8 protein-coding genes are annotated in these 13772 nt (G+C 59.7%); 6 read left to right on the top strand and 2 right to left on the bottom strand.

Annotated features, from left to right (window positions below):
- Window positions 1-23 precede the first annotated feature (23 nt).
- From MKFW12EY_RS08375 to cysZ, 5 genes are read left to right on the top strand one after another with little or no spacing between them, the layout of a single operon-like run.
- Window positions 24-1133, top strand: coding sequence for a response regulator (locus MKFW12EY_RS08375; RefSeq protein WP_221054359.1), 1110 nt, complete (start codon window positions 24-26; stop codon window positions 1131-1133).
- Between the two features lie 27 nt (window positions 1134-1160).
- A complete protein-coding gene (locus MKFW12EY_RS08370) occupies window positions 1161-5456 on the top strand; it encodes a PAS domain S-box protein (protein ID WP_221054358.1) in 4296 nt (1431 codons plus the stop codon).
- 17 nt (window positions 5457-5473) lie between these two features.
- On the top strand, window positions 5474-7120 hold the full coding sequence (locus MKFW12EY_RS08365) for a bacteriohemerythrin (protein WP_221054357.1): 1647 nt from the start codon (window positions 5474-5476) through the stop codon (window positions 7118-7120).
- Window positions 7121-7138: 18 nt separating this feature from the next.
- A complete protein-coding gene (gene mtnA / locus MKFW12EY_RS08360) occupies window positions 7139-8176 on the top strand; it encodes an S-methyl-5-thioribose-1-phosphate isomerase (protein ID WP_221054356.1) in 1038 nt (345 codons plus the stop codon).
- Entirely contained in the window at window positions 8170-8904 is a 735-nt protein-coding gene (gene cysZ / locus MKFW12EY_RS08355; protein WP_221054355.1) for a sulfate transporter CysZ, read from the top strand. Before mtnA ends, cysZ begins: the two co-directional genes overlap by 7 nt.
- Before the next feature lie 210 nt (window positions 8905-9114).
- Here cysZ and MKFW12EY_RS08350 read toward each other — a convergent pair whose 3' ends face one another.
- Together MKFW12EY_RS08350 and MKFW12EY_RS08345 are read right to left on the bottom strand one after the other, a co-directional pair.
- Complete coding sequence (locus MKFW12EY_RS08350; RefSeq protein ID WP_054762102.1) at window positions 9115-10302, bottom strand: nidogen-like domain-containing protein; 1188 nt, start codon at window positions 10300-10302, stop codon at window positions 9115-9117.
- A gap of 477 nt (window positions 10303-10779) precedes the next feature.
- On the bottom strand, window positions 10780-13224 hold the full coding sequence (locus MKFW12EY_RS08345; RefSeq protein ID WP_221054354.1) for a TonB-dependent receptor plug domain-containing protein: 2445 nt from the start codon (window positions 13222-13224) through the stop codon (window positions 10780-10782).
- Window positions 13225-13552: 328 nt separating this feature from the next.
- Between MKFW12EY_RS08345 and MKFW12EY_RS08340 the strand changes: the two genes are divergently transcribed.
- Window positions 13553-13762 (top strand): DUF1289 domain-containing protein, encoded by a 210-nt coding sequence (locus MKFW12EY_RS08340; protein ID WP_054762100.1) that lies wholly within the window; start codon window positions 13553-13555, stop codon window positions 13760-13762.
- Window positions 13763-13772: the final 10 nt, after the last annotated feature.

Genomic DNA, 13772 nt, shown 5'->3' with positions numbered 1-13772 from the left:
CCGCGGCCGCCTCCCGACCAGCCATGACCCAACTCTACCCGACTCCCGCCCAGCCGGTAATCCTGATTGTCGACGACACACCGGAAAACATCACCGTGCTGGGCGAACTGCTGCAACCCTATTACACGGTGAAAGTTGCGACCGACGGCCGGCGCGCGCTGGCTTCGGCTATAAAGCCGCCGCACCCAGACCTGATACTGCTCGACGTGATGATGCCGGAGCTGGACGGCTACGCAGTGCTGGCCCGGCTGCGGGAAGCTGCCGAAACCCGCGATATCCCGGTGGTGTTCGTCACCGCGCTGGACGCCAGCGAAGACGAGAGCCGCGGCCTCGAGCTGGGTGCCGCGGATTACATCACCAAACCGATTCGGCCGCCGATTGTGCTCGCCAGAGTCCGCGCCCAACTGGAACTGAAACAAGCCAGGGACCGCCTGCGCGACCAAAACCAATGGCTGGAAGGCGAAATCGCCCGGCGGCTGCAGCAAAACCAGAAAATCCAAGATGTCAGCATCCGCGCCTTAGCCAGTCTGGCGGAAACCCGCGATAACGAAACCGGGAACCATATCCTGCGTACCCAAGGTTACGTCGGCGTGCTCTGCGACGAACTGGCCGGCAGCCATTTTTCCGGCCGGCTCGACGCCCGCACGGTGGACTTGATTACCAAGGCCGCGCCGTTGCACGACATCGGCAAGGTCGGCATTCCCGACCACGTCCTGCTTAAGCCGGGCAAGTTGAACGACGACGAGTGGCAATTGATGCGCACCCACGCCAAACTGGGCGCGGAAGCGATAAGCCGCGCCATTCGCGGCGAACCCGACCAATCCTCGTTCGACTTTTTACATACCGCAATCGAGATCGCCCATTACCACCACGAAAAATGGGACGGCAGCGGCTACCCGGACGGCCTGTGCGGCGATGCGATACCGTTACCGGCCAGATTGATGGCGCTGGCCGACGTATTCGACGCCCTTATCAACCGCCGCTGTTACAAAGCGCCGATGGCAATCGAACAGGCCGCCGCCATCATCGCCGACGGCAAGGGCAGCCATTTCGACCCGAGAGTGGTCGACGCATTCGCCAACCGCCTCGACCAATTCGCCACCATCGCCGAACGTTATGCCGACAAGAACTGAAATCGGCCGCCGACGCGCGGAAACAGCATGGCCGGCCAACCTGCAGTAGGGCCGGCCAAGCTGGCGCTGATTGCCGCGCTGTACGCGGCCGGCGGCAGCTTGTCGTTGTCTTATTTCACTTCCGCCGGCGCATCCAGCCTGTTTTTCATTCCCAGCGGTTTAGCGCTGGCGTGCGTACTGTTACTCGGCGAGACCTGCCTGTGGGCGGTTTTCGCCGGCGCCCTGGCGCTGAATACCTGGCAATACGGCTCGATTTTGCTCGCGGTGCCGATTGCCGCCGGCAGCAGCGCGGCCGCCTGGCTGGGCGCCCGCCTGATCCGCGCCGATCCCGAGTTCAATCCGGATCTACCGCGCCTACGCGACTACCTTGCGTTGGTCGCGCTGGGCGGCTGCCTGGCCAGCCTGGTATCGGCCTTATGCAGGACGCTGGCGCTCTCGCCGAGCGGCGCCAACATTCTTGACAGCCTCAGCGGCGGCGGACCATGGTGGATGGGCGACACGTTGGGCGTCGTGTTGATCGCGCCGCTGATTCTGGCTTGGAGCCGTCCGCTGCCGCAGCGAAGCCCACGGCAAGCGGCGGAAGCGGCGTTTTTGCTCGGCGCAAACGCGCTGGTCGGACAAATGGTATTCCTGAATTTGTTCGACGGCAGCATCGGCGATTACGCCATAAGCCACTCGGCATATCTGTTTGTCACCTGGTCCGCACTACGCGGCGGCCCACGCCTAACCACGCTGGTATTGGCCGTCCTCGCCGCCCAGGCCGCCGCCAGCTTGCACTGGCGGCGTTGGGCGTTTTCCGCTCCCGGCCAAGGCGACGATCCGCTGCTCGATTATTGGGCATTCATGGCCGCGCTGGCGCTGGTCGGCATGGCATTCAACTGCTACGTCAGCGAGCGCCGACGAACGCTGGCAAGCTTGAGCGCAAAAGAAGCATTATTCCGGACCCTGCTCGACTCGATGCCGGACGTGGTCTGGCTGAAAGATCCCGACGGCGCCTTTGTGCTGTGCAACCGCAGCTTCGAACGGCTATGCCGACTGCCGCGCGCGCAAATCGTCGGCAAAACCGATTACGAACTGATCGGCGCGGAACTGGCCGAGCGCTTTCGCCGCCAAGACCTGGATGCCATCGCCGGCGGCATGCCGCTGGCCAACGAACAATGGCTGGACCATCCCGACGGCAATCGGCAAGCCCTGTACGAAACCGTCAAAACGCCGGTGGCGGCGGCCGACGGCGGCTTGATCGGCGTGCTGGGCGTGGCGCGCGACATCACCCAGCTACGCAATGCCGAAACCGCGCTGGCCAACGAGCGCGAACGCCTGCAAGCCATTATCGACGGCACCCATGCCGGCACCTGGGAATGGAATCTGCAAACCGGCGCCGCGCTATTCAACGAGCGCTGGGCCGAAATCTTCGGTTACCGTCTGGCGCAATTGCAGCCGTTCACGACCCGTACCTGGGAGCAATTCGTGCATCCGGACGATTTGAAACGCGCCAATGCCCTGCTGAAAAGACATTTGGCCGGCGAGACCGATTACTACGAGTGCGACCTGCGCATGCGCCACCAACAAGGCCATTGGGTCTGGATTGCCGACCGCGGCCGGGTCACCCGGCGCGATGCCGACGGCAAACCGGTGCTGGTCAGCGGTACCCATATGGACATCACCGAACGCCACCGGGCCGAGGAACGGCTGCGGCAAAGCGAGGAGCGATTCCGCCGCTTGTTCGAAGAAACCAAGGAAGCCGCGCTGCTGATCGAAGACGGTTATTTCGTCGACGCCAACCGGGCGGCGCTGCAGATGTTGGGCATGCAGGATTTTGCCGAGATCGCACCGCTGGCGCCGGCGCAAATCTCGCCGGAATTCCAAGCCGACGGCCAATTATCCAGCGTTAAAAGCCAGGAAATGATGCGAATCGCCGAGGCCTGCGGCGCCCACCAGTTCGAATGGGTACATCTAACCGCCCGCGGCAAGCCGTTCGATGCCGAAGTATTGCTGACCGTGATCCGGCACCAGGACAAAAATCTGTTGCACGTGGTCTGGCGCGACATCACCGAAAAAAAACGCGCGCAGCGCGAGCTGGACAACTACCGGAAACATTTGGAAGAACTGGTCGCCGAGCGCACCCAGGCGCTGGATGCCGCCAACCGCCAGCTCAAACGCAGCCAGGAATTGTACCGGTACGCGCTCGCTGCCAGTAACGACGGCATCTGGGACTGGAATATCGCCGACAACAGCAACTTCTGCAGCCCGGCCTATTTCGCCATGCTCGGCTACCGGCCCGACGAACTGGCCGGGGATGCCGACAGTTGCTGGCTGAGTTTGCTGCATCCGGAGGATAAAGAGTCGATCCCGGCCCAAGCCAGACAAAAACTGGCCGCACAGGGCGGTTACGAACTCGAATTCAGAATGCGTACCCGCGACGGCGGCTACAAATGGATCCTGAGCCGCGGCAAAGTCGTCGAGCGCGACCAAGCCGGCAATCCGTTGCGCGCGGTCGGCACCCACACCGACCTGACCGCCCGCAAGCAACTGGAAATCGAGTTACGCCAGGCCAAGGACCAGGCCGAAGCCGCCAACCTCTCCAAAAGCGCGTTTCTGGCCAACATGAGCCACGAAATCCGCACGCCGATGAATGCGATTTTGGGACTGTCCGCGCTGTTGCAGCGGGAATTGAACGATACGGCGCAATTGGAAAAGCTCGACAAAATCATGGCTGCCGGCAAACATCTGCTGGGCTTGATCGACGACATTCTGGATCTGTCCAAAATCGAGGCCAAACGCCTGAAGATCGAAGAAACCCCGCTCAACCTGGCCGCGATTCAGGACCGAGTCTGCAGCATGGTTTACGAAAAGCTGCACAGCAAAGATTTGGCGCTGGTCAAGGACTTGGCGCCGGGTTTGGACAAGCTGGCCTTGTTGGGCGATCCGTTGCGCATCGGCCAAATCTTATTGAACTACCTGAGCAATGCCGCCAAATTCGCCGATAGCGGCCGGATCGTGTTCAGCATCCGCATCGAATGGGAAACCGAGTGCGAGCTCGGGGTGCGTTTTTCGGTGCAAGACAGCGGCATCGGCATCGATCCGGAACAGCAACAGCGCATTTTCGAAGCCTTCGAACAAGGCCAAAGTTCCACCTCCCGCCGCTACGGCGGCACCGGACTGGGCTTGGCGATCAGTCGGCATTTGGCGCAGATGATGGGCGGCGAAGTCGGCGTCGACAGCGAACCGGGCCGCGGCAGCACCTTCTGGCTGACCTTGGCGCTGAAACGCGACCCGCACCCGCAGCAACCGGCGTTAGCGGCCGCCGCCGGCGATTATCGCCGCGACGCCCGGATATTGCTGGTGGAAGATAACGAGATCAACCAGGAAGTCGCCCGCCGCCTGCTGGAAGCGGCCGGATTGCAGACCGACGTCGCCAACCACGGCGGCGAGGCGCTGGAGATGGCCCAAGCCCAGCACTACGATTTGATCTTCATGGACATGCAGATGCCGGTCATGGACGGCCTGGAAGCCTGCCGCCGCCTCCGCCGACTGCCGGCTTACACCGGAACGCCGATCCTGGCGATGACCGCCAACGCCTTTATCGAAGACCGCGAAAACTGCCTGGCGGCGGGCATGGACGACTTTCTGCCGAAACCGGTCGATCCGGATTTGTTGCTGGCCGCGCTGGCGCGCTGGCTTCCCGCCCCCGCATGGCCGGACGCCGCCGCTGCCGCACCGCTGCCGCTCAACCCGAGCAGCGGACACCGGCAACCGGCGGCGCACCTGCTGCGCCACTTCCGCACCCGCCATGCGGCCGACGCCGGCAAGATAGCCGCCGCACTCGGCGCCGGCGACCTGGTACAGGCCAAACTGCTGGCGCATGCGCTGCGCGGCGTCGCGGCGAATCTGGGTCTGGAACGAATCCAAGCCCAAAGCGCCGAGATCGAGACCGCCATCGGCCATTCGCCCGCCAGCGGGGGCGAGCTGGATGCCGCGCTGGACAAACTGGCCCGGCTACTGGCCGCCCAGGCCGCCGAGATCGAAATCGGCGCAGAGCAGGCGGCCGACTCCGGCCCGCTGCCGGACGCCGCCGAACTCGAACGCGATTTGGCCGCATTGCAAGACCTGCTGGCCGCCGACAACCTCGCCGCCACCCCAACCTGGCGCCGGCTGAAACCGGCACTGGCCGCAACGGTCGGCGAAGCCGCCCTTGCCGGCTTGTCCGAACAAATCGAGAATTACGACTTGCCGAATGCGCTGCTAAGCTTGCGCCGGCTATTGCAAACCCATCCCGGCTGGTCCGGCAACGGCAATCAATCCGCCAAGCCTGCCGCCACCTGAATCCGAACGGACCGCTTATGACCTTCATGACCTGGAGCGACAATTACCTGACCGGCATCGAAGCGATAGACCGGCAACATAAAACGCTGGTCGCCATGATCAACGACGCCGCGCCGGAACTGGCCGCCAGCCCGGCATTGGACATCGAGGTGGCCTTGCCGCTGCTCGACGGTCTGCTGGATTACGTCGCGGGCCATTTTCAGACCGAGGAGCGGATCATGGCCAGCTCCGGCATCGATAGCCGCCATCTGCAACACCATCAAGCGATGCATGGCGAATTCCACCGGCAAGTGCTGGCGTTACGCCGGCGGGTGGAATCCGGCGACGATATCGACGGCACCGAAGTACTCAGGTTTCTGTCCAATTGGCTGGCGTTCCACATTCTGGGCGAAGACCAGCGCATGGCCCGCGAATTGGAAGCCATCGGCGCCGGCATTGCGGCCAACGAGGCCTACGAAAGCACCGAAGGCAGTAAGGCCGAAATCCTGCAAGGCGCCAACGACGTACTGGTCAATGCCCTGGTCAACCTGTTCAGCCAGATGACCGAACAGAACCGGGCGCTGGCCGAAAAGAACGCCGTATTGCAAGCCGCGCACCGGGAATTGGACAACTACCGCCGCACGCTGGAACAACAGGTGGAAATCCGCACCGCCGAACTGCGCCAGGCCAAGGAAGCCGCCGAAGCCGCGTCCCACGCCAAAAGCCGTTTTCTCGGCACGGTCAGCCACGAACTGTTGACGCCGCTGAACGCGATCCTCGGTTTCGCCCATTTGCTGGAACAAGCCGAGATTCCGCCGAAAGCCAAGGAACAGGCAAACCGCATCGGCGCCGCCGGCAAACGGCTGCAGGCCTTGCTCGGCGACGTGTTGCAGTTTTCCCGGCTGGAGGCCGGCGAAGTCAATATCGACTATGCGCCGTTCCAGGCCGCGACGCTGTTGGCACGGCTGCGGGAGCGCCTGGCCAAGTCGGCCTACCAGAAAGGCTTGACCTTGACCTGCGACTGCGCCCCGGCCCTGCCGGCGCTGCTCGGCGACCAGCATCTGTTGGGACTGGCGCTCGAAGCGCTGGCCAACAACGCCGTCAAATTTACCGAATCCGGCGCGGTGCAACTGCGGGCACGGCTGCTGGACCGTAACAACAACCGGCTGCTGCTGGGCTTCGAAGTCGAAGATACCGGCGGCGGCATTGCCCCGGAACGGCAACACCAGCTATTCGGAGCGTTCGAGCAACTCGACGCCACGACCAGCCGCCGCTTCGAAGGCATCGGATTGGGTCTGGCGATTGCCTCGCGCCTGGCCAAGTTGCTGGGCGGCGAGTTGACGCTGGACAGCACGTCGGGCGGCGGCAGCGTGTTCCGCATCAACCTGTGGCTGGCGGCGATCGACGAACAGGCCGTCCCGGCCGGCTCCGACGCCGGCCGGGACTGGGACGCTACCAGCACGGTGCTGAACCAGCTTAAAATGGAGCTGAGCCAGGGCAATATCGTCGCCCGCAAACGTTTCGGCGACTTGCGGCCTTTTCTGAGTACGCTCGATGCCGCAGCCGCGCAAACCATGGCGCAGCAGATCGATAACTACGCTTTCGACGATGCCTTGCTGACTTTGAACCGAATCACCGCCGCGCTCGGGCCCACCCCGCCCGCCGACGGCCCGGCGGCCCCCTAACCATACCAACCGACCTACATGAGCCCAACATCGCAATTATCGGTCCAAGCCCTGCAATGGACCGGACACAGCCTGAAAGTGCTGGACCAGCGCGCGCTGCCGCAAACCATCGCTTACGACGAATACCGCGACGCCGCCGGCGTTGCCGCAGCCATCGCCTCGATGCGGGTGCGCGGCGCACCGGCCATCGGCATCGCCGCCGCCTACGGCGTGGTTTTATCGGCCAGACAACATTATCCGCAAACCGATTGGCAAGCTGCGGTCGGCCGCGACATCGAGCAACTGGCCGCCTCGCGGCCGACCGCCGTCAATCTGTTCTGGGCCTTGGACCGGATGCGCGGCTTGCTGGCGGGCGACCCGGCCGACCCGGTCGCGGCCTTAACCGAACTGGCGCAAACCATCCACGCCGACGATTTGGCCGCCAACCAAGCCATGGGCGAGCGCGGCGCCGACCTGATCGGCAAAGCCGCGACCGTGTTGACCCATTGCAATGCCGGCGGCTTGGCCACCGGCGGTTACGGCACCGCGTTGGGCGTAATCCGCAGTTTGCACCGCCGCGGCCAGTTGCTGCGGGTTTATGCCGACGAGACCCGGCCTTGGCTGCAAGGCGCCCGGCTAACGGCGTGGGAATTGGCGCAGGACGGCATCCCGGCCACGCTGATCGCCGATTCGGCGGCGGCTTGGTTGATGAAGTCCGGCCAGATCGACTGGATCGTGGTCGGCGCCGACCGCATCGCCGCCAACGGCGACGTCGCCAACAAGATCGGCACCTATTCGCTGGCGGTGCTGGCCAAGCAACACGGCGTCAAAGTCATGGTCGCCGCGCCCTCCTCCACCTTCGATTTCAGCTTGGAAAACGGCGCCGGCATCGAAATCGAACAGCGCGATCCGCGCGAATTGCTGGCCGATTGCTATTTGCACGAAGGTTCGCTGGTCGGCGCCTGGAACCCGGTGTTCGATGTGACGCCGGCCGAGCTGATCGACGCGATCGTCACCGAACGCGGCGCCGTTACCGATCCCGGCAAGCACGGCGTCAGGAGTCTGCAACCATGTTGAATTTGAAAAACGGCAACAGTCCGCTGTTTGCGGTGCAATGCCTCTGGGAAGGCGTGCGCATGCTGGCCCGCCCAGAATTGCGCAATTACCTGCTGATTCCGTTGTTCATCAACATGGTGCTTTATACCGGTGGCTTCGTGCTGGGTTACCACATGGTATCGGCCCTGATCCACCAATTCATCCCGGACTGGCTGTCCTGGCTAAACTGGATTCTGTGGCCGCTGTTTTTCGTCAGTTTCCTGGTGGCCGGCTTTTTCAGTTTCGCGCTGCTGGCCAACCTGATTGCCGCACCGTATTACAGCCGGCTGTCCGCCAAAACGCTGGCCCTGATCAGCGGCCAGCCGCTGCCGGCGGCGGAATTGGCCTGGGACAAAGTCTTCTTCGGCGAACTGCACCGCATCGGCTACCTGCTGCTGCGGCTGCTGCCGTTATTGCTGTTGTTCGCGATACCGGTTGTGAACTTGTTGGCGCCGCTGTTATGGGCCGGGTTCGCCGCCTGGGGCATGGCGCTGGAATTCATGGCCTACCCGCTGGAACAACGCGGCCTGGCGTTTGCCGGGCAAAAGCAGTTTTTACAGCAAGTGCGCTGGGGGGCGTTGAGTTTCGGCGGCCTGACCAGCCTGGGCCTGACGCTGCCGCTGGTAAATCTGCTAATCGGCCAAGCCGCCGTGATTGGCGCGACGATTTACGTCTACCGGCTTTCGGCAAACACATCGGATACCCCATGATTCAGGTCCGCTGGTGTTTCCGATGCTTGCTTTACCAACGCTAAAGCATCGCACACCTTAAAGAAAGCTGTTGCCGGTAGTTCTTGACCGGCATGACCAGGAGCGGGCCGATAGCAAAAGCATCAACCCGTCGGAAACGCCACAATGACCGCTGGAGAGAATGGGATAAAGGAATGGCCGGATTTCGGTTTCGAAATCCGGTCTTATCGATTAACGATTCGGCCGAAAACGCTTTGTTACGCCGATGCCAAGCAATCCGGAAAACATAAACAACGCCGCAGCTGGTAACGGTACCTGGCTTACGATGGGGGTTTGAGTCAGATTAACCGTACCTGAACCGGCAAAGGTCAAACCGGTAACGAAGGCATTAGGATTATTTGGATCCAATCCTGCGTCCGCTTCAATACCGGCAACTCTGAAACGGCTTACACCGTCAGGCCCAAAGCTGTATTCGGTACCACCTGTGATGGACGTTAAAAATACGTATTGCAGGCTATCCCAAAGATAAATGTCATACATTCCATCTCCCAAGTTTTCCGGCAGCAAAACCGACGCTATATTAGGGCCGGACAACACTTCATAGTCGTAGCCGATAGCAATTTCAGGATCGATAAAGATTTGTTGGTTTTCTTGAATATTGAAATCAAAAACAAAAGATCCATCGGCTACAACCGGCATCAGGGGGTTTTCCGGACTGGCTCCTGGCGTAACGCCGCTAACGATGCTAAAAGACCACAGGCCGGGATCGCCATTTACGACATTGCTCGTGTTGGCGATGTTCAAAATGTTGTCGGTAAACGAGCCAGGCAAGACGAAAAAATTCCTATTGTCGCCGGCATCGAAACCGGCCTGCGCCCGAATGCCTCCCAATCCGTTTACACCATCGCTTGCATCACCAGTAGTCCACTCGAGCCGATCGTAACGAAACTCTACATCGAAGTTGCCGTTGGATTTATTACGCAGGGCTAATTGGAAATTGTTCAACTTGTCATCGTGCCGAGAGAAGTACCCAACGTTATTCCAAGTAACAATGGTGGTATCTGCATTCAATGCCCCTACATAGACGCTACCACAACCAGAGCAACGCGTATCCACATCGGCCCAATAGGGTGCAATCATCGGCCTGGAACTGATCGGAAACCTTTCCGGCGTATATCCCGACAACTCACCGTTAAACGTCACGTTTCCATTGTTATTTACATAAAAACTGTTGTAAGAGTTTCCATAAAAATTTATTGAAAACGGCAAATCCAACATTGAACTAGATTGGTCATCATTGGGTGCCATCACCAAATCCCCAAAAGAATCGTCAGCCAACGTTAGCAACGGAACCGCATTTGCAGTCATCGGCAGCAACAGCGGTAAGGTCAAGATTCCGGCAAGGAACGGTCTTTTCATAGAGTTCTCCCGTTTGAGATTGATTGAATGAGCGAAGATTGCCTCCCAGTGTTTTCGCTTGAATGTTCGAAAAACTAAAGACTCCGCAAGCTAGAAATTTCGCAGTCAGTTCCTGGAATATAGTGATTTAGAACCGGTGCGAATCAATTTTAATGCTAGAAAAGTTTGGCAGTCAACGAGCCGCTTTGTCGAACGACATCTGAGCCAGAGCGATAGGACACCTGTCGCTTCCGAAAGCAGCGGCATGCTGAAACGCCTGACATAAACAAGATGGCGACCACAAAGAAAAAATACATGAGTCCAGCTCAGATCAAATAAACTCTCCCATGCCCCCCGATCACTCTATAAACCACCCTGAGTTGCAGAGTAGAGCGCCCGCAGCTAGACGCTTAGGTCAAGGAAAGATTCCGGCTAAAAAACCGCCGACCCTGGGAGGATCGGCGGCTGAGAGTCTATAGTCGAGTCATTTTATTCGGCTCAAAATTTAACGGTCAGACCAACGAAGGCCGAGCGGCCCATGCCCGGCACGTTTCGGCCCCAAGGCACCGTGACGTTGGGGGCTGCGGTCGGATTCATGCCGTAACGGTCGCCGAGATACGAGCCGGCCAACGGATGGAAATATTGCTTATCCAACACGTTGTCCAAGCCAACGTCCAGCCTGAAATTGCCCCATTCGTAGCCGGTTCTGGCGTTGAGCAGAATGTAGGACGGCGTCTGAACTTCGTTGCGGATTTGCTGAACATGGGATTTACCGTCGACGAACTGCATTTCCAGCGCACTCTGCCAACTACTCAAGCGATGGTCCAGGCTCAGTTTCATGTTGAACGGCATCATGTGGTACAGGTTGCCGCCGTCCATGCGTTCGCCGCGGACATAGCTCATCGTGGTATGGGCAGCAAATTCGCCGAGCGTTTGGTCTTTATACAGGCGGGTGCGGCCCGACACGTCCATACCCCATAGCCGCGCATCGTGGTTGGCGTATTGTAAATAGACGTACTGATTGTCCACCGTCAAGTTATTGATGGTGGGCCCGCCGGTATATGACGTTGCCGCGGTGCGGCAGCCGTTGGCATCGCGAGCCGGATTGGTGTTTACCAGACAGCGATCCGCATCGATGAAATTATTGACGTAAGTGAAATAAGGCGTGACGTTGACTTCCCACAAATTGTTTTGCGGCTCGTGAAAGGCTGCGGTCAAACTGACGGTATGGGCGGTTTCCTCGGTCAAATCCATATTGCCGACATAGCCGTTGCCGTCGCCGAACCAGCCTATCATCGCCATATCCATTTTCCGCGCGCCCCACACGTAACGCTCGTATAAGTTCGGTGTGCGGTTCTTGCGGGCATAACCCAATTCATACTGGCTCATGTCGTTAGGCGTAAACTGCACCAGAGCCGTCACGTCGAAAGTGTCGTTGGTCCGCCCTTTATCGCGGGCGTTGAACGCGTTGGCCGCCGTCAAGGCTAACTTCGCCCCCGCCGGATCGGGATTGTTCGCCAGATTGCCATTGGTTCCGAGCAGATTCGGGTTGTAGGGGCTGACGTTACCGGTATCGGTGCTGGTGTGTTCGTAGCGCAAACCCAGCAAGCTTTTCCATTGTTCGTTCCAGCGCGCTTCCCATTCGCCGAAAAAGGCAACGCGCTCCTTCTCCGCATTGTTTAAATTGATGTAATTCTGCGGCGCCATCATCCAGTATGCCGGATTCGGTGTGGGGTTGGCCGGTCCGGGGTCGTTATGCACCGCCGGCCAGTAATCGTTCAGCTTGTTGGCGTGGTATTCGTTGCCGATTCTGAAGGTATCGCGCTTGCCGTAGGGGATTTCCGCCAAAATCTTGTAGCCCAGGTTGCGGCCGCGGGTTTCCATCGGCATCCTGTCGTTCGGAAAAGCAAAACCGCCGCCGGCCGGGGTGCCGTCCAAATAGCGGTTGTGCTTGTCGTCGCCGATGTCCATGCTGTGCTGGGTCGATTCGAAGTAGAACTTACTTTCCAGCGTGCCCCAATCGAAACTGCCCTTGTGCATGATGTTGCCGAAGATGCTGTCGTTATTGGTCAAATCCATGCGCTGGTTGGGAAACAACTGGTACGGCATGTGCTGCTGGCCGCCCCGGATCACAACCAGATGGTTGTCGGATTTGAAGGACAACGCGGCGGAATGGTTCTGGTTGACGTAAGCGGTGGAGTTGACGATCTGGCCGTTGCCGTCGTTGTAATTCATGCTTTCGGTATGCGAGCCGGTGTAATCCAGCCGCACGTTCTGCGTAGCCACCCCGGTCGCGATACTGCCGCCGAAGGCGTCGCCGTTGCTGCGGTAAAACGACGACACCGCACCGTCCAGCAAAATATCCTTGCCCGGTTCGGCGAACACCGGCTCCGGGGTTTGTACCGAAATCGTGCCGCCGATGCTGTCGCCGCCCAGGCTGACCGGCGTCACCCCGGTCAGAATCGTGATTTTGCCGATGTTGCTGCGGTCGATATACGACAACGGCGGATTCATGTGGTTGGCGCAGGCCGAGGTCAAGGTCATGCCGTTGATGTCGATTTTGACCCGGTCGTCGTTCAACCCGTGAATGACCGGCAGACTGGAGACGCCGCCCGCCCCGTACAAACTGACGCCCGGCGTGTCCTCCAGTAACTTGGCGGTATCGCTGACCGCGGCACGCTTGCTTTCCAGAATATCGGCTTCCATTTCCGATGCGCCCAGGTTCTTAACGCTGGGAAACTTGTCGGTCACGATCACTTTTTCCAAAACCACGTCGGCTTCGGCCGCGGTTTGCTCCGGCAACGCATCGGCCGCCAAGGCCGATGCGGCAAAACACAGCGATACCGTGCCGAGCCACGTTTCGCAACGCAGCCGGCTGCCGGATGGGGTAGCCGTGGGAGGGTGCGGTAAATCCGCCGGGAAATTTGAATTGAAATTGTTCATTGCTTGCCTTTCGAAAGTCTGAAATCGGGGCGAACGCCAGGGTTCGGCCAAAATTAAGTCAAGCAACAAACGCACCAAATTGTAAGGCTTTGTAATATTATAAATTTCTAATTTAATGCTTTATGAATTATCCGGAACTATGTTATTTGCCACACGCAAAATAGGTGATATGCCGCAACTCCAGCCGAAAATTTCGGCTGCCTTGCGGCCCTGCCCGTGCAATCGCAAATACGGCAACGCCGGCCGCCTCGACGCCGACTTTGGCGGAAGCGGCGACGCAGACTTACAATAGCGCGCCTTCAACCACCTAACTTTTCGGAAAAACACTATGAAATACAGCCCTTGCGTCGACCAATGCACCACCGACGGCACTCATTGCTCAGGCTGCGGCCGTTCGCACCAGGAAATCGCCGAAACCAAACAGTTGGTCAAATCGGTAGTGGATTTCATCCAAAAACAGGGTTACGACAACCCGGAACAGTTTGTCGACCGCATCGGCAAAAGCATTCTGAAGAAGCTGCAAAAAGCCAACGGCTGAGCGGCTGCCC

The sequence above is a fragment of the Methylomonas koyamae genome, from assembly GCF_019669905.1.
In the GTDB taxonomy this organism is placed as follows: Bacteria; Pseudomonadota; Gammaproteobacteria; order Methylococcales; family Methylomonadaceae; genus Methylomonas; species Methylomonas koyamae.
Note: the sequence above shows the minus strand (reverse complement) of the source record. Positions and strands in the feature narration are given on the sequence as shown.